General features: G+C 70.2%; 9 protein-coding genes and 2 pseudogenes. 6 read left to right on the top strand and 5 right to left on the bottom strand.

Annotation, left to right across the window (positions count from 1 at the left end; translation table 11 throughout):
- Positions 1-183 precede the first annotated feature (183 nt).
- Positions 184-534 carry a hypothetical protein gene (locus WMF44_RS18225; protein ID WP_437300385.1) on the top strand — a complete coding sequence of 117 codons (351 nt, stop codon included), beginning with the start codon at positions 184-186 and terminating at the stop codon, positions 532-534.
- Between the two features lie 64 nt (positions 535-598).
- Here WMF44_RS18225 and WMF44_RS18220 read toward each other — a convergent pair.
- Positions 599-1,217, bottom strand: a pseudogene (locus WMF44_RS18220) (sulfatase-like hydrolase/transferase); the annotation flags it as partial.
- A 326-nt stretch (positions 1,218-1,543) separates the two neighbouring features.
- Positions 1,544-2,011, bottom strand: a complete 468-nt coding sequence (locus WMF44_RS18215; protein WP_437300384.1) for a hypothetical protein — start codon at positions 2,009-2,011, stop codon at positions 1,544-1,546.
- A 332-nt stretch (positions 2,012-2,343) separates the two neighbouring features.
- On the opposite strand from WMF44_RS18215, the gene WMF44_RS18210 reads away from it, so the two are divergent.
- Positions 2,344-2,619: a hypothetical protein gene (locus WMF44_RS18210; RefSeq protein ID WP_437300383.1), complete on the top strand. Its 276-nt coding sequence runs from the start codon at positions 2,344-2,346 to the stop codon at positions 2,617-2,619.
- A gap of 458 nt (positions 2,620-3,077) precedes the next feature.
- Here WMF44_RS18210 and WMF44_RS18205 read toward each other — a convergent pair whose 3' ends face one another.
- From WMF44_RS18205 to WMF44_RS18195, 3 genes and pseudogenes are all read right to left on the bottom strand, one after another.
- Positions 3,078-8,345 carry an AAA family ATPase gene (locus WMF44_RS18205; protein ID WP_437300382.1) on the bottom strand — a complete coding sequence of 1,756 codons (5,268 nt, stop codon included), beginning with the start codon at positions 8,343-8,345 and terminating at the stop codon, positions 3,078-3,080.
- An 863-nt stretch (positions 8,346-9,208) separates the two neighbouring features.
- Positions 9,209-9,616, bottom strand: a complete 408-nt coding sequence (locus WMF44_RS18200) for a hypothetical protein (protein ID WP_437300381.1) — start codon at positions 9,614-9,616, stop codon at positions 9,209-9,211.
- Positions 9,617-10,703: 1,087 nt separating this feature from the next.
- Positions 10,704-12,261 (bottom strand): annotated as a pseudogene (locus tag WMF44_RS18195) (IS3 family transposase).
- A gap of 585 nt (positions 12,262-12,846) precedes the next feature.
- Between WMF44_RS18195 and WMF44_RS18190 the strand changes: the two are divergent.
- From WMF44_RS18190 to WMF44_RS18175, 4 genes are all read left to right on the top strand, one after another.
- On the top strand, positions 12,847-13,197 hold the full coding sequence (locus WMF44_RS18190) for a hypothetical protein (RefSeq protein WP_437300380.1): 351 nt from the start codon (positions 12,847-12,849) through the stop codon (positions 13,195-13,197).
- A complete protein-coding gene (locus WMF44_RS18185) occupies positions 13,184-14,371 on the top strand; it encodes an ATP-binding protein (RefSeq protein ID WP_437300379.1) in 1,188 nt (395 codons plus the stop codon). Before WMF44_RS18190 ends, WMF44_RS18185 begins: the two co-directional genes overlap by 14 nt.
- Positions 14,372-14,748: 377 nt before the next feature.
- Entirely contained in the window at positions 14,749-15,150 is a 402-nt protein-coding gene (locus WMF44_RS18180; protein WP_437300378.1) for a response regulator, read from the top strand.
- Between the two features lie 568 nt (positions 15,151-15,718).
- Complete coding sequence (locus tag WMF44_RS18175) at positions 15,719-17,050, top strand: ATP-binding protein (protein ID WP_437300377.1); 1,332 nt, start codon at positions 15,719-15,721, stop codon at positions 17,048-17,050.
- Positions 17,051-17,585: the final 535 nt, after the last annotated feature.

Here is a 17,585-nt window from a genome sequence, read left to right as displayed (position 1 = left end):
GAAGCGAACCCGTCGGAACCACAGCAGCGAGCAGAAGGCGGCGTTGCTCAAACGCCACCACGCCGAGGAGATCCCCGTCTCGAACGCGGATCGCGCCGAGGACGAGAGCGCGCTTGCGACGGCCGAGGCGGCTGGGACGCGCGCTGGCGGGAGGCCCCGCCATGGGACAGCGACCCGGCCCAGGTGCACTGGCGCGCGGAGGTCCGCGGCGGGCTCGCGGCCGAACACGCCTGCCACGGCCTCGAGCTCATCGCCGACAAGCTCGCCAGCGAGCAGAAGGGGCTGCACGCCGCGGCAAGGAGGGCCCCGGAGAGCCCACAGAACGCCCGCGCGTCTCGCATCCTCTTCCTCGCGAGCGACGGCAGTACCCCGACTGCAATGCGCTCCCGGCGCCCCCTGGCCTGCCGGCTCGAGATCCCGGGCGAGGCGCTGGGCGAGAAGCTCACGGGGAGCGCGAAGATGATCCGGAGCGTGCTTGTCCTCGACAAGAAGGTTGCCGCCAGAGCGCTGCTCGCCCTGCTCCCGCCCGGCTGACGCCCGGCGGCGGGAAGTGGTCAGATCGCTCCCCTCTGTGCCAACGTCGGGTGAGACAGAGGGCGAGGAACTCGAGGCACCGGTCCGTGATCTCGTCGTCGATGGTCTCCATCCGCTTGCGCGTGAGCGGTGTCCTCGATGCGGCCGTCGGCGAAGCAGTGGAGCACTCCCCGCGGCCCGAACCGCTTGCGGAACGCTGGATCCTTGGGGTAGTCGGGGAGCTCCGGCTCCTCTTCGGCGTTCAGGTGGTAGAGGTTGCCGTAGAACTCGTCGAAGCCGTGATTCGTGGGCAGGTGCTCGTCCCGGTCGCCGAGGTGGTTCTTGCCGAACTGCCCGGTCACGTAGCCGAGCGGCTTCAAGAACTCGGCGATCGTGGGGTCCTCGGGCTGGAGGCCGACCTCGGCGCCGGGCATCCCCACCTTGGTGAGCCCGGTGCGGATCGGGTTCTGGCCGGTGATGAACGCGGCTCGGCCAGCGGTGCAGCTCTGCTGACCGTAGTAATCGGTGAAGGCGAGCCCCTCCTCAGCGATCCGATCGATGTTCGGGGTGCGATACCCCATCATCCCGCGGCTATGGAAGCTGACGTTCCAGACGCCGATGTCGTCTCCCCAGAGGATGAGCACGTTGGGCTTGCCGTTGGGCTTCTTCGTCTTCTTCGGAGTCGCCGTACCAGGTGTCGACATGGCGATGGAATGGCACACGAACGGTGCCCGACAAGTCGGGAGAACCCGCAACGGGCGCACCGAACACGGGCTCCGCTCTCGGCAGTTCCTTGATCCCGTGGTGGACGGTGGCCTTCGCGCCGTCCTCACTGCAGCCGAGCGCGCGATGATCTCCTCGAAGGACTGCTCGTAAAAAAACCTGATCTCCACGTCGCGCTGCCGCTGCCGTCGAAAGCCATCGTGACGATTACGTCCGACCGGCCGCCGATGGGCTCGAAGAGCGCATGGCGACGCGCTCGGACTCTTCGAATCGTTTCGTCTTACCTTCCCCTCGGCGGCCGCATCGCTCAATCGGTGCAGCACGGCGCCCCGACGGGGGCGTCGCAGATCGCCGGATCGTCGCTGCATGGCAGCCCCCACGCCACGGTGGCGCCGAGGACGACCTCCACCTGCGCTGCGTGCTTCCTCGAGCCGTCGTCGTTGCGCGCCTCCGCCGCGAGGATCACGTGGGTCCCCTCCTTGAGCACGGCGGCCGGCTCCCACTGCCTTCCGGGGCGGAACGCAATGAGCCCGAACGCGTGCGGGAACTCCCCGGGGAGGAGCTCGATCATCCCCTCCTGCGGCACGCCCGGCGGGAACAGGTCCCCGGTCGCAGGGTCCTTGACGCTGTACCGCACGCGGCCCCTCGCCCCGCAATCGCTGCAGCCGACGGCGAACCAGAGGTGATATCCCCCCTGGGGCCCGGCCATCACCGGGCGCGTGGCGCCATCCTCGATGCGCTCGAAGCAGGTCTCGCCGGTGCCGATCTCGAACACCGCGGACGCTGACGGATGGCAGGCAAGGGGTTTCTCGCTACCATCGCCTAGGCCCGTTCAGATTACCGCACAAGGCATCAAGCACACCGACAAGGGATTTCGCGTTCTTCTCATGAATTCCGCCCAGCTTGAGAACTTCAAGGCAAAAAAAGGAGTTTCGACACATTCCGAGCTTTGAAGGACTGAAGATTCGTTCGTACTCTCACACTGGCGAGCTCCCAGCGGGAAGCTGGGTTGCCGTTGTGGCGAATTCAGAGAACATCATAAACAGCATGGTCGCAAAGCTCAAGATCGTTGTTGACTCCAAGTAGCCCGGCGCAGGATCCGTTCATATGCTCCTACGCTATCGATGGTCGGCGGTCGGCACGTCGTCGCTGCTGGCGATGCTTAGCCTTGCGATGAGCGGGGCACTTCTCGACAATCCGGGCGTGGATCTCGTCATAGGGATTCTGGGAGTCACTATGGTGCTCGTCAGCCTGGTCCAGCTTGGCGCGTCGTTTATGATGCCAGACGACGTGCGATGCCCGAAGTGCGGCGAAGGATGCCGCCTAAAAGTGCGGATGTCCGGCGTGCCAGAACTCCGGTCAATTGTCGACGGTGAGCGTTGAAACGCTGCCGGATCCGGCACGCCTTCACCTCCGAGCAGGAGATCATCAAGTAAGCACAGGCACGCCGCCGATGGCGGCGCGCTGACGGCCGCGCGCGAGGAGCTGCGCGAGCGCGCCGTGCGCCACGCGCCCGAGCGCGGCCCGTCGCCTCGCCGTGCGGCAGGCCGCCGCCGATGACGGCGCCGTGACGGCGCCCGAGCTCCACGACGTGGTATCCGAGCTCCGCCGCCGCGCGCGTTGCTTCGTCGCGCTACCGACGCGCCCGTCCCGGCGGGCTGGCCGACGGTGGCGCCGATCTCGCCGGCGTGTGCCCCCTCATTCTTGACGCCGCGTTCCTGCTGGGGGCGCCGCGCGGCGCGTCTGGGGCCGCTCGGGGGAAGAGTTGCCCAACACGATGACATTGAAGCGCTGCATCATCTGACGCTGGTTCCTCCCGTGGAGACGGGCGGCGGGAGACATCACCCCGTCTCCCCTCCGGCGCGGCTGTGAGGCGCGTCCGACGGGGCCTGTCGGTTCGTCCGCGCGTTCGGGCCCGGCCGGCTGCCATCCCGCATGGGCTCGCGCGGCAGCTCCACGATGAACGTGGCGCCCGCGCCGGGCTCGCTCTCGATCCGGATGCTCCCGCCCAGCGCGTCGACGACGCGCCGCACGATCCACAGCCCGAGGCCGAGCCCGCCGAAGTGGCGCTCCGACACGCCGCGCTCGAACCGCCCGAAGAGCCGCGCCTGCGTCGCGCGGGGGATGCCGGCGCCGCGGTCGCGCACGACGAGCCGGGCCCAATCGCCGTCGCCCTCGGCCCGGACAACGATGGGCTTCCCCTCCCCGAACTTGACGGCGTTCGACAGCAGCTTGTCCACCACCTGCCGGAGACGCGCGCGGTCCCAGACGCCCACGACCCCCGGCTCCGCCGCGAGGGACAGCGTCGAGCCTGCGTGCTCGAGCGCCACCGCGTGGCTCGCGGCGACGTCGCGGACGACCTGTGACAGATCCACCGGCTCCATCTGCATCTCCGGCTGGCCCGCGGAGAGGCGCGCGACGTCGAGGAGATCGTTCGCGAGCCGCTCGAGGCGCGCGATCTGGCGCACGGCGCGCTCCAGCTTCGTGGCCGCGCGCTCCGGCCCCCCGGCCTTCGTCCCGCCGGCGCGCGCGTCCCGGAGCAGGACCTGGACTTCCATCAGGAGCGGCGTGAGCGGCGTCCTCAGCTCGTGCGCGGCGAGCGTGAGGAACGTGTCGCGCGCCCGGACCCCCTCCTCGGCCAGCGCGAGCAGGCGCGTCCGCTCCTCCAGCAGGCGCGCGAGGTCGTCGTAGAGGAACGCGTTCTCCAGCGCGACGGCGGCCTGGGCCGACAGGATCCCGACCACCTCCACGCGCTCGGCCGTGAACGCGCCCGTCGCGAGGTCGTTCTCGATGTACAGCACGCCGCGCAGCGCGCCCCCCGAGAGGACCGGGGCGCACAGCATGGATCGGGTCTGTCGCGACACCACGTAGGGATCGTCGCGCGTCGCCGGAGACGTGCGCGCGTCCTCGAGGACCATCGGGGCCCGGGTCCGCGCCACCGTGCGCACGACGGACAGGCACGCGCGATCGCCGGCGCGCTCGACGGGTACGCCCCCCGCGCGGACGGCCCCGCGGGACGGGTCGCCGGCCGCCTCGAGGACGAGCGCGCCCTCCCGCTCGACGAAGAGCGCCCCCCGCTGCGCGCCGGCGTTCTCCATGACCGTGGAGAGGAGGCGCGTCGGGAGCTCGTGGAGCGTCAGGCTGCTCGTGATGGCGTGCAACGCCTTGAAGAGCGACGCCGCGTCGAGCAGGACGGCCGGCGCCTGCGAGGTCGTGATCAGCGCGCCCATGGGGGCGTGCATCGGCAGGAGGCTCGCGTACTGCTGCTCGAGCTGCGCGACCTTGGCCACGGCGCCCCACCGGGCGTAGAGCCGCCGCGCGCGCTCCAGGTAGGCGCGCGCCAGGAAGGCCTTGCCCGTCGCCAGCCAGAAGCGGCCGGCGAGCTCGCACGCGAACGCGGCGTCCTGCACGTAGCCCTGCGCCTCCGCCCCGGTGACGGCTTCATCGTAGAGCCTGGCCGTGGTCCAGGGGTGCTCGCCCCGGATCCCGGACCGCATCGCCTCGATGAGCGCGACGTGGTGTCCGAAGTTCATCGGGGCGTGCCGTGCCGCCTGCCGCAGCTCGGCGAGGATGCCGTCGGCGCGCTCGACGAGCGCAGCGCGCCGCTCCCCCGCCTCTTCCGCGGCGAGCATCAGGCAAGCGAGCGCCTCCGGGATCTGAACCCGGGTGTACATGGGGAGCGTGCGCACGGCCGAGAGATGAGGTCCGACCCGATCGAGCTCGTCGAGGACGCCCTGGAAATCGCCGAAGAGGGCGAGCAGCAAGGTGCGATGGAAGGCGACATTGAACAGGGTGGACGAGTCGCCGGCGGCCTCCAGAGCGGGGCGCACCGCCTCCGCGTCGAACGCCTCGCCCTTCAGGACCGTCGGCTGCCCGCCCGCCCCGAGGAGGTTCAACATGGCCTGCTGGGACGCCTTGATGAGGCGCATCATGGGCTCCTGGTGGAGCAGCGTGAAGGAGCGGCGCAGCTCCCCGATCTCCTGCGAGAGCCCGCGGAGCGGCGCGCCGCTGATGTAGGCGTACATGCCGTACAGCACGCCACAGTAGGTCGCCGACTCGAAATCGCCGTGCGCCAGTCCCTCCTGGTACCCGAGGCGCAGCGGCGCGAGCGCGTCACGGAAGTGCGCCGTGCGCGGGTGGAGCAGACCCTCGACGAGCGGGATGACGATGGCGACGAGCTCGCGGGCTCGCAGCCGCGTCATCACCTCCATCGCGAGCCGGCCGAAGGCCGCACCGCCCTCGGCGTCGCCCGCCATGACATAGAGAAGATGGCCGAAATTCCCGTACGCCTGCGCGGACGATGGGGCGTTGCCGCGCTCGATGGAGAGCCGCACGCCCTCGGTGACGAGCAGCGGGTAGTGCGCCGGCGCCACCAGGAAGGCCACGGCCATGAGCTGGCGGATGATCCCCATGGCGGCGAGGGCGCCTGGATCGCGCATCGGCGGCAGCGCCGCGAGCTCCTCCACCGCCTTTCCCGAGAGCCGCTCGAGGATGGCCGCGATGGCACGCTGCACCTCCTCGGCCGCGGGCTCCTCGGGGAACGTGACCCCGAGCCGCCCGAGCGCGCGGAAGCCCACGCGCACGGCCTCGGCGCGGCGGTCCTGCGCCTGCGCGCTCCGGATGCGGAGCCCGTCGGCCTGGACCTCGTCGAGGACCGAGTCCGCATGGGCGGAGAGCGCGGAGACGAGCTGCTCGACGCCGTCGAAATCGCCGACGAGGCAGGCCGCGAGCGCCGCTGCCCGGTACAGCGAGGCAGCGAGCTCGCGCGCCCGCGCGAAGCCCTGCTCGCCCAGCACTCGGGTGCCCGCGCCGAGCAGGGTCTCGGCCACCTCGAACGACGCCGCGCCGAGCGCCCGCTGGCCGCCGCGCAGGAACAGCCGGGCCACCTCGATCCGCTCCCCCTCCTCCGCGAGCAGCGCCTCCCCCGCCTTGAGCTGGTCCAGGATCACGAACAGGCGCTCGTCCAGGCGCTCGGCCGGCGTCATCGCGAGGAGCCGCCGTCCGAGATCGAGGTGCACAGCGGGCCGATCCCGCTCCTCGATGAGCGCATAGGCCGCCTCCCGGATCCGATCGTGCGCGAACGCGAACGTCGCGCCCGAGGAGTGGCCAGCGGGCGCCCGGAGGCGGAGCGGGATCAGCATCCCGGCCTCCACCGGCTCCCGCAGATCCGAGAGCGTCTCCTCCGCGGCGGCGCGGCGGAGGGCCGCGAGCGTGCCGAGGTCGAACGTATCGCCGAGGCACGCGCCCACACGCAGCGCCTCCCTCGCGGCCGGCGAGAGCTCGCCGAGCCGCGCGCGGAGCAGCTCGGCGGCGTTCTCCGCCATCGGCGCGGCCTCGGCGCGGGCCTCGTCCCACGTGAAGCAGGCGCCGGCCGGGTCGAACGTGATGACGCCGTCGCGGTGCAGCCGCTGCAGGAGCTGGCCGATGACGAACGGGTTGCCCCCTGTCTTCCGCTCCACGATGCGCGCGAGGCTCGCCGCGCGCGAGGCCGGCGCCCGCAGCGCGCCGGCGACGATCTCCACGACGTCGCGCTCGCGCAGCGGCGAGAGCGCGAGCGAGGTGACCCTCGCAGCGCCGTCGCGCATGCGATCCATCGCCGCGCGCAGGGGGTGCCCCTCGGAGAGGTCGTTGTCGCGGTACGCGAGGATCATGCAGCAGAAGCGCAGGTCCGGATCGGCGGCGAGTTCGCAGAGCAGGCCGAGCATCGCGGCGTCTGCCCACTGGAGATCGTCGAGGAACAGGACCAGCGGCTGGTCGTCTCGGCACAGCGCGCGCACGAACCTGCGGAGCACCAGCGTCGAGCGGTTGTGCGCCTCCACGGGCTCGAGCTCCCGCAGCGGAGGCTGCGGCCCGACCAGCAGCGAGAGCTCCGGCACGAGCGCGGTGACCAGGGCGCCGTTCTCGCCCAGCGTGGAGAGGAGCGCCTGCCGCCATGACGCGACGGCGTCGGGCTCGGCCCCGAGCAGGTGCCGTACGACGTCCTGCAGCGCCCTGGCGAGGACGGCGTACGGCGTCGCGCGCTGGAACCTGTCGCATTTGCCCGCGGCGAACAGCCCGCGCTTGCCCGTGATGGGGCGCAGCAGCTCGTGGGCAAGCGCCGATTTGCCGATCCCTGGCGGTCCGCCGACGAGCACGAGCTCCGCGCGCCCCTCGGCGGAGGAGCGCTCCAGGGCGAGCGCGACGGCCTGGATCTCCTCATCGCGACCGTACAGCCGGCGGGGGATCGCCAGCCGATCCGGGACATCGCGCCGACCGAGCGGGAAGGGCTCGATCCGGCGCGCGCGGCGCCATGATTCGACGCACGAGCAGAGGTCCGCCTCGACGCCCCAGGCCGTCTGGTAGCGATCTGGCGGCTCCTTGGCCATCAGGCGGAGCACGATGTCGGACACGACATCGGGAACACGGGGGTCGACCTCGCGCGGCGGGGCGGCGACGCGCGCGAGGTGGCAATACACAAGATCAAGCGGGTCGCTCGTCTCGAAGGGCCGGCGGCCCGTGAGCATCTCGTACAGCGTCACGCCCAGCGCATAGAGATCGGCCCGGGCGTCGAGCGGCCTGTTCATGCGGCCCGTCTGCTCGGGCGCCATGTAGGCGAGCGTCCCCTCGATCTGGGACGGCTGCGCGAGCTCGGCCTGCTCCAGCGGCAGCTCGCTCGCGACACCGAAATCGATCAGCTGAACAGCGCCCGTGCGCTCGTTCCACACGACGTTCGAAGGATTGACATCCTTGTGGATGACGTGGGAGCGGTGCACCTTGGACAGCTCGCCTGCGAGCCTGGCGCCGATCACGAGCGCCTCGTCGATCGCGAGTCGCCGCCGGGCGCAGACACTGGCGACGGAGACGCCGCCGATATCTGGCGTCTCCAGGTACCGCGTGCCGCCGAGGGTGAGGAGCTGAAAGGTGCGCCCAAGGCGACGGAGCACCGCGGCCTCTCGGTCGGGCCCCTCGCTCTCGTCGGTGTGGATCTTGAGAATCACGGAGTGGACGGCGCGCCCGTCCGGCGGCGCGACCGCCCGGAACACCGCACCCGACCTGGTGCGGGCGACCGCCTCGATCTGCCCATAGCCGGCAGACTTCAAGGCTTTGACGATCTGAGCCGCGACGTCCATGGGCCTCGTGCTGGCCGCCCGCTTGGCGCGCGAGCGGCGGGATGCGCGGTTTGTGCTCGGTGCGAGGGAGAGAGCATAGCGACATCTCGGCGCCTGGGCACCCGCCGCGCGCGAGGAGCTGCGCGAGCGCGCCGTGCGCCACCGCCCCGCGAGGAACTGCGCGAGCGCGCCGTGTGCCACCGCCCCGCGAGGAACTGCGCGAGCGGGCCCGTGCGCAACTTCCGCCCGAGCGCGGCCCGTCGCGGCGCCGCAGGGCAGGTCGCCGATGACGGCGCGCCGACGGCCGCGCGCGAGGAACTGCGCGAGCGGGCCCGTGCGCCACCATCGCGCCCGAGCGCGACCCGTCGCCTCCGCCGTGAGGCAGGCCGCCGCTGATGATGGCGCGTTATCGGCCACGCTGGAGGAGCTGCGCTTGCGGGCCCGTGCCACCGTCGCGCCCGAGCGCGGCCCGTCGCGGCGCCGTGAGGCAGGCCGCCGCCGATGATGGCGCGCTGACGGTCGCATGCCAGGACACGCACGACCGCGGCCATGCTCCAGCGTACCCAGAGAGGGGTGCATGGGTCTACGGCGAGCCTGACGCGACTGCGCCAAGGGGGCGACGGCGGCTTTGGCGGCCCCTTGCGTGGCGGTGACTCGATCGGAATCGCGTATCTCGACGAGGACCAGCTCACGCGGGAAGGCGTCATGAACGAGCTGGGACCGCAGCGCAAGGGCGGCACTCGCAGGGATTGGTCGGGCGAGATGGTAACGGGGCAGGACGGGATCCAGGTCGAGACGCTCCGTTTCCCTGAATGGGATCGGCGAGGGGGCGCGATAGGCACGCACGGGAGATGTACGCAGCGAAGGTCCAACGCGACGCCGCTTCATGTGCTCGACTGGCGCGCTTCCCGCCGGGCAGCGCTGCACCGCAGACCAGCATGCCGATCGCCCGGACGTGGGCTTGGGACCGCGGCCGTCCCGCGCTCCGCCGCCTCCCACGCGGCTCGCAGGCTGCTTGCGAGCTTTCCTTCCCCTTCCATCGGCGGTCCCATTCGCTTCAGCGCCTCCAGGCGCGCAGCCTCCAGCCTCGACCGGCGCGGCGCCGTCGCCCGGCGCTTCTCCACGTGCTCACCGAGCACCTGCGCCGCGCGCTCCCACTGCGCCGCCGCCCCCGGCGCGTGCGCGATCCTTCGCACGGCGTTCCAGGGCGCTTCAAGCTGATCACACAGGTTGCCGATCTCGGGGTGCAGCCGTGCGATCGCGCGCAGGTGGCACCGGGTCTGCTTGTTCATCTGGAAACACTCTTCCAGGACGTGGCTCGGCGCGCGGACAACTCCGCACGCGAGCTCGTACCAGCGCCGCGAGCTCATGCGTCAACAAAAGCACCGAACCGCAAACCCGCCAGAGCGAAGCCTTCATTTTCCGTTCAATTTTAAAGAGCGTTAAAGCACAGTACCAGAGTCGGCGCCTGACGAGGGCGACGGCATTAAAGTCTGATGTAGCGTGCGACCAAGGGGACGCCGGTCCTCACGTGACACCGTGCCTTGACTGGCGTTCGCTGGGACCCGATCACGTGAGCTCGGTGTGCTGGGTGACCCCTCCGGCGATCCCACGGCCCGACCGTCGAGCGGGGCGAGCTCGCGCGGCCGCTCCGGAGCGAGGAACGCGGCCTTGCTATCTGCTCCGGGGTTATACACCCCTACGGGGCCGCTGCGCACAAGCGCGCGTAATTGCGTCGCAATCTCCCTGCGTGGCTCCACGCGCCGAGCGCCCTTGGCCGTGGCGTGGCCGTGATGGCGGCACACTCAGCGCGCGCGCCGGCGTCGCGGCCCGCCAGGACGAGCGCGGCGCGGCCTGGTCGATGTCCGCCAAGCCGAGCGCAGCGCGGCCGGCGTCGAGGTGGACGTGGGCGAGTTCGGGACCGTTGTCCACCTGGCCGAGGGCGGCGCGGCCGCAGCGTCGAGATGGACGCTAGCGACGAGCTCGGGATCGCGCCGGTGTCGTGCCACATGGCAGCGGAGCAGACACCGCGGCCGCGCGGTCGAGGTTCTGAGCTCGGCACCATCACCGGCCTCACGCTCCGTGGCGGCGGAGCAGACAGCGCGGCCGCGCCATCGAGGTCCACGAGCGTGGAGCGGCTGCGGCGTGGACGCCGGCCAGCTCGGGGCCGGTGATCTTCACCTGATCGAGCGCGGCGCGGCGGCCTCACACCGGCGAGTTCGGAACCGTCGAGGTCCTCACCTCGTCGAGAGACGCACGCGTCGGCGGAGGCGCGCCTAAGAAATGTCTGCCGCCTTGGTCGCAAACGTCTCAACGCGTGTGGGCGGCATCGCTGCAACGCGGTGCGGGGGGTGTCAAGATAGTTGTCCGGCAACTCGGTCAGGTCGTCATGAGTGCTTTGGCCTCGTGGGTGTGAGGGTTGAGCGTGACGGGGCCGCTGGGCGTCCAGTTGCGAGTCTGGCCGGTCCAGCGCCGGGGTGTCCTGCGGCGGGCCCGCTGGTAGAGGGCGTGGCGGGCGGCGAGCAGCGCGCCGTCGTGCCCTTGGTGGCGGTCGTTGGGGGTGACGAAGCGGATGCCGCTGTGCAGGTGCTCGCCGTTGTACCAGGCGACGAAGCGCTCGACCCAGTGGCGCGCCTGCTCGACCGTGGCGAACGGGCGGCGTGGGTACTCGGGCCGGTACTTGAGCGTGCGGAAAAGGGCCTCGGCGTAGGGGTTGTCGTCGCTGACGCGAGGGCGGCTGAAGGAGGGCACGACGCCCAGGCGCTGGAGGGTGGCGAGCATGGTCGAGCCTTTCATCGGGCCGCCGTTGTCCGCGTGCAGCACCAGGCAGCCAGAGCCCACGTTCTCGCGGCCGAAGGTCTGCTCGACGAGGCGAGCGGCAGCCAGCATCGACTCCTCGGTCTCGACCGACCAGCCGACAGTCTTGCGGCTATAGACGTCCACCACCAGGTACAGGAAGTAGAACTCTCCGCGCACCGCGCTCTTCAGGTAGGTGATGTCCCAGCACCAAACCTGATTGGGCTGTTTGGCGACGAATTCGCGAGGACGATGGGCACTCGCCGGTCGAGCCGGATGGCGGTGCGCGAGCAGCCCTTGCTCCCGCAGGACGCGGTAGAAGCTCGACTCCGAAGCGATGTAGACGCCACGATCGGCCAGGTGCGGCACAATCTGCTTGGGCGAGAGGTTACGGAACTCGGGGCTGTTGGCCGTCTCGACGATGCGCCGGCGCTCGGCGTCGGTCAGCTTGTGCGCCGGCGCGTGGCGCGGTCCGGCTCGGCTCGGCCGTCCTCGCCGCCGGCCTCCTCTCGCCAGCGGGCAACGGTCCGCGCGCTGAGCCCGAGCGCACGGCAGGCCGGCTCGAGCGTGGCGCCGCCCTGCACGGCCTCGTCGATGAGCGCGAGCGTCACCTGTCGGTCTCCGGGTCCGTGTCGTCGTCCCCGTCCCCCCAGAGGGCCTGGACTTTTTTTTGGAGCACCAGCAGCGCCGCCGCCTCGGCCAGCGCCTTGTCCTTGCGCCTCAGCTGCCTCTCCAGCTCCCGAACGCGCCGTGACGGGGCCGGGCTGGGTCCTGGCTTGGCCGGCCCTCCCAGCGCCTCCAACGCGGCCTTGCGCCACTCGGCGAGCTGCGCCTCGTGCAGCCCCTCGCGGCGAAGAAACTCGCCGAGCTCCCGCTCCGAGAGCGCAGCCGCCTCCGTCACCGCGCGCAGCTTCTGCTCCGGGCTCCAGTCCTCGGGGCGGCGAGCGGCAGAGGGGGGCACAGGCGCGGAGCGGCGAGCGTCGTCGGACATGGGCGCGAGGCTACGAGCATCGCGAAGCCAGCGCGAGAGCGTCGTCTGATGCACCCCCGTCTCGGCCGACAGCGCCACCGCCGTCGGTCCTCCTGGGGCGAGGAGCCGTTGGACGATTTTTCTTTTGAAGGATTCTGAGTACTCTCTCACCTCAAAGCCTGTCTCCGCTCCCCGAACGTGGTGACCTGACTCTTCGTAAGCGGATCAGATCGGGCGACAACTTCTCTGACACGGGGGGCTTGTCTGCACATTCGCCGGAACGCGCTGATCTTGCAAGGGAACCACGCAGGGCCACCGCGTGCGAGCAGACGCGACTGATCGCGGGTGCGCGGGAGATTACCGCCGTCGAGGCGCACGTCGGAGAGCGCAAGATCGCGCCGGCGTCGATGTCCGCTTGGCCGAGCTCGAGGCGGCTGCGGCGTCGAGGGGGATGCCGGCGATCTCGGGACCGTCGCCGGCGTCAACGTCCACGAAGTCGGCGCGGCCGGTGGTGTCGAGCGGAGTGCCGGACGAGCTCGTGCCAGGTCGCCCGCGTCGCGTTTACGGCGCCCAAGCAGGCAGGCCGCAGGTCTGCGGACGTGGCGGCCATGTCGAGGCGCACGTCGGCGAACTCGACCCGGTTCGTGTCACTCGCTGAGCTCGGGAGCGATGCCAAGTACGAGGAGATCGAGCGCGAGCTTGGCGCGGCCCCCTGCTGGTCAGAGAGCTTCGGGGCCCGGCGCCCGGTTGGGCAATGTGACGTCGCCGAAGCAGGTGCCCCGCACGGCCGCGTCGGCGCGTGAGGTCGAGCCGGTGGCGCTCGCCGGCGCCGAGCTCATCGGCAGCAAGCTCGTGCGCTCGCCGTCGAATGGTCGAGCGCTGCACGGCGGGCGAGATGAGGCGCACACCGGCGAATTCTGCGCTGTCGCTCACGACGAGATCCGCGTGCGACGGCATGGCAGAGCTCGGCATCAACGAGCTCTGCCATGCCGTAGTGACGAGCTCAGCGCGAGCGGTGATGTTGCGGGAATCGAGCTCGCGAGGGTGCCGGAGCGCTCCACGTATGCGAGCTGGCACGGCTATCATACCCAACATGAAAACGGATGACCCCGGCCGATCGCTGCAGCTCGCGTCGCTTCTCCATGACCGCAAGCAAGCGCTAATCCAACGGTGGGCTCGCCGCGTGCTCGACGACCCGGGGGTACCCGAAGCGAGCCGGCTGAGCGTGCCCGAATTGCTCGACCACGTCCCGATCCTGCTGGATCAGATCATTGACGCGCTCATGCAACCCGATGTCGTGCGAACAGGAGGAGAGGCGTGTGGCCGAGCCCTGGGCAGCGGCTCGGCCGCGAAGGAACACGCGCGCTCGCGTGCCGTGCGTCGGTACGGCCTAGATCACGCGCTTCGTGAGCTCTCGCTTTTCCGCTCCGCGCTCCTCGAGGAGTGCCGCTCCGCGTCAATCGCGCTCGAAGGTGGCTCGGCGCAGCTCATTCACTCCGCCATCGACATGGTCATGAGCACCGTCGCCGTGACGATGGAGCGGGAGACGAGCAGCGAGCTACGCAAGGAGGCCGAGTTTCGCGACCGCGTCATGGCCATCCTCGGACACGACTTGCGCGATCCGCTCTCGTCGATCCACATGGCCGCGTCGCTCTTGCAGAAGCGCGAGGACATGCCGGAGGGGGGCAGCAAGATGCTCGCGCGGGTCACCCGTTGCGCTGACCGCATGGCGCGGATGATCAACGACCTGCTCGACCTGACGCGCAGCCGCGCCCGAGGCATCCCCATCGAGCCGAAGCCGACCAACCTGCACGACATGTGCCGCCACCTGCTCAATGATCTCGAGTTGCTCCACCCCGAGCGTGCCATCCTCTACAGCCACCACGGCGATGGACGCGGCGTTTGGGACTCCGATCGGCTCGCCCAGATGGTGTGCAACCTGCTCAGAAACGCCATCCACTACAGCCCACCATCGACACCCGTTCACGTCACCATCGACGGACAGGGGGAGCGTATGGTGCTCTCGGTGAACAACCAGGGCACGCCGATCTCGCCGGAGCTGTTGCCCAGGCTCTTCGAGCCGTTCCGGCGCGGTGCGCGCGAAGCCGAAGCGCAGAGCGCCTCCGGCGGGCTCGGGCTCGGACTCTTCATCGCCCGGCAGATCGTCATAGCCCACGGCGGCACCATCGGCGCCATGAGCGATCAGGAGCACGGCACCACCTTCACCGTTTCGCTTCCGCGGCTCTCGCACACGTCCACGACCGCGCCGCCGGAACCTTGACCCGGGCATCTGCAACCAGGCCGCAGACCAGAGAGCGCAGCTGCGACATCGAGGCGGGCGTCGACGAGCTCGGGGCGTCGCGGCGTCGCGTCCTAGCGTCCGAGCAGACGGGCCGAGGCTTGCCCGAGAGCCGAGGAGCGCAGGCGGTTGCACCTTATCTTGACCCTACGTGTATTGCTCGCGGGTCGCCCGGGGTTGCGGCCACAGCGGCTCGCAGCGCCACGGTTCCGCCTGTCACGGCCGCAGCAGCTTCCCGCCTTCGGACAGGTCATCCTCAGCAACGCCGTGGCGGGTGTGGCCACGGCGTCGGCTCGGTCCCGCAGCAAACCCGGGCCTGAATTTCATGCTGTCGGCGAAGGCCGGAGCGAGGAGGAAACGTGTACGCACACCCGAGCGGGCATCCGGTTGACAGGCGGCGGGTCCTGGTGATTGACGATGAGCCAGACATTCGAGAGGCGCTGGAGATGTTCCTCTCCGGCGAGGGGTACGATGTCGCTACCGCCGAGAGCGGCGAAAGTGCGGTCGAGCAGGCACAGGGGCGGCCGTTCGATCTGGCGATCACCGACCTGCGGATGCCGGGCATGGGTGGCTATGAGACCCTGGTCGCCCTGAAACGGATCCATCCGAACCTGCCGGTCATCGTGGTGACGGGCTACGCTTCCGACGAAGCCACCATGCGCTGCTCGAAAGAGGGAGCGTTCCGGATCGTCCACAAGCCCATCCACCTCGAGGATCTGCTGCAGATCATCAAGGCCGCGCTCAACGAAGCGCGCGCGTAGGTCGCTCGTCCGCACGCGCAACCCGTCGCGCGTGGGCGCGCAGAGCGAGTCGCGCATCGCACCGACGGCCGAGTCAGCAGCAACCGGCGCCGTCAGCGCGCTCCGCGACGTCCACCCGATCGAGGTCGGCGCGGCCGCGTCGATGTCCACTCCGTCGAGGTCGGAGCGGCCGCGGGTCGAGGCGGATGCCGGCGAGCTCGGGGCCGGCGTCGGCATCGCGTGCATGGCGCCCCGAGCAGACAGCGCGCCGCGGCGTCGAGGTCCTCGAGCACGGAGCGGCCGCGGGGTCGCGATGGATGCCGGCGAGCTCGGACCGTCGATGTCCACCCGGGCAAGCGCGGAGCGGCTGACTGTTCGCTAGCCAGGAGCCGACGCACCCGAGGAACTCGCGCTCCAGGAGCTCGGCACCGGCGTGCCCGACGAGCTCGCGCGCGCTGAGGAGCAGCGCTCCCAAGCTCGCTACACACCCACCACGGCCACGCCACATTGACGGGCGATCGGGTCGGCCTGGCAGAGCTCGGCATCGTCGAGCCGGCGAGCCGCCACGGCAACGAGTCCAGCGCCAGCGGTGACGCCGAGGTCCACGCCCACCAACTCCGCGCCACAACGTCGGAGCTATTTCGAGCGTCTGTGCAAAGCTTCGATGTTGAGCTCGCGAGGGCGCCGGAGCGCCTCACGTTCGCGAGCTCGCCTGCCTGCCATGCCCAACATGAAAGCTGATGACTCCGTTCGATCGTTGCAGCTCGCGTCGTTTCTCCGCGACCATAAACAAGCGCTGATTCAACGATGGGCTCGCCGCGTGCTCGATGACCCAGAGGTGCCCGAAGCGAGCCGGCTGAGCGAGCCGGAGTTGCTCGACCACGTCCCGGCCCTGCTCGACCAGATCATTGACGCTCTCATGCGACCCGATGTCGATCAAGCCGGGGGAGAGGCGCACGGCCGATCCCTGGGCAGCGGCTCGGCCGCGAAGGAACACGCGCGCTCGCGTTCCGTCCGTCGTTACCGTTTGGAACACGCGCTGCGTGAGCTCTCGCTCTTTCGAGCCGGGCTCCTCGAGGAGTGCCGCTCCGCGCCGATCGCGCTCGAAGGTGGCCCGGCGCAGCTCATCCACACCGCGATCGACACGGCCATGAGTACCGTCGCCGTGACGATGGAGCAGGAGGCGAGCAGCGAGCTACGCAAGGACGCCGAGTTTCGCGACCGCGTCGTGGCCATCCTCGGACATGACCTGCGCGATCCGCTCTCGTCGATCCACATGGCCGCGTCGCTCTTGCAGAAGCGCGAGGACATGCCGGAGGGGAGCAGCAAGATGCTCGCGCGGGTCACCCGTTGCGCTGACCGCATGGCGCGGATGATCAACGACCTGCTCGACCTGACGCGCAGCCGCACCGGCCGGGGCATCCCCATCGACCCGAAGCCGACCGACCTGCACGACATCTGTCGTCAGGTGCTCAACGAGCTCGAGTTGCTCCACCCCGAGCGTGTCATCGTCTACAGACGGCACAGCGACGGGCGCGGCGTCTGGGACTCCGATCGGCTCACCCAGGTCTTGTCCAACCTGCTCAGCAACGCCATCCACTACAGCGCGCCATCTACGCCCGTTCACGTCTCCATCGAGGGACAGGAGGAGCACGTGGTGTTCGCGGTGAACAACCAGGGCACACCGATCTCGCCGGAGCTGTTGCCCAGTCTCTTCGAGCCGTTTCGGCGCGGCGCGCGCGAGGCCGAAGCGCAGGGGGTATCCGGTGGGCTCGGGCTCGGGCTCTTCATCGCCCGGCAGATCGTCGTAGCCCACGGCGGCACCATCGACGTCATGAGCGATCGGGAGCACGGCACCACCTTCACTGTTTCGCTTCCGCGGCTCTCGCACCCGTCCACGACCGTGCCGCCGGAACCTTGACCCAAGCGCCTGAGCAGACAGGCCTCGGGCCAGAGAGCGCGGCTGCGGCGTCGAGGCGGGCATGGGCGCGCTCGGGCCGCCGCAGCGTGGCATCCTGCCCGCATCCGCAGGTCGGTGATCGCCAGATCGAACGGCTGCCCCTGTGCCTGCTCGACCGCAGCTTCGCCGCTCCCGGCGGTCGCGGCCTCGTACCCTCGCGGTCGAGATAGAGCTCAGCCGCGCCCTTGACGACCCGCGACCGCCAGGACCACACAGGCGCGTCCCGACGGCTCGCGCGCAGCCTCCACGGCGTCCGCCCGCTGACCGCCACCCATGCAGGACACAGTCGCTAATTATTCGAAACTACTCAGCATTGTTTTTGCGTGTGGAAATTGTTTTCCCCTTGCAGATGGGCGGCGTCACGACGCAATGCCGTGGCGCCCGATCCGGGCTTCGGTGTTGCTTCTCCCCTCGACCCGGGCTCTCCATGGCCGGATGAGCTCGATTCGACTGGGAGGGTGGCCGGGGGTGGGAACGGTGGTGGGGAGTGGCCGCG

This window comes from Sorangium sp. So ce426 (assembly GCF_051475585.1).
GTDB classification, from domain to species: domain Bacteria; phylum Myxococcota_A; class Polyangia; order Polyangiales; family Polyangiaceae; genus Sorangium; species Sorangium cellulosum_B.
Note: the sequence above shows the minus strand (reverse complement) of the source record. Positions and strands in the feature narration are given on the sequence as shown.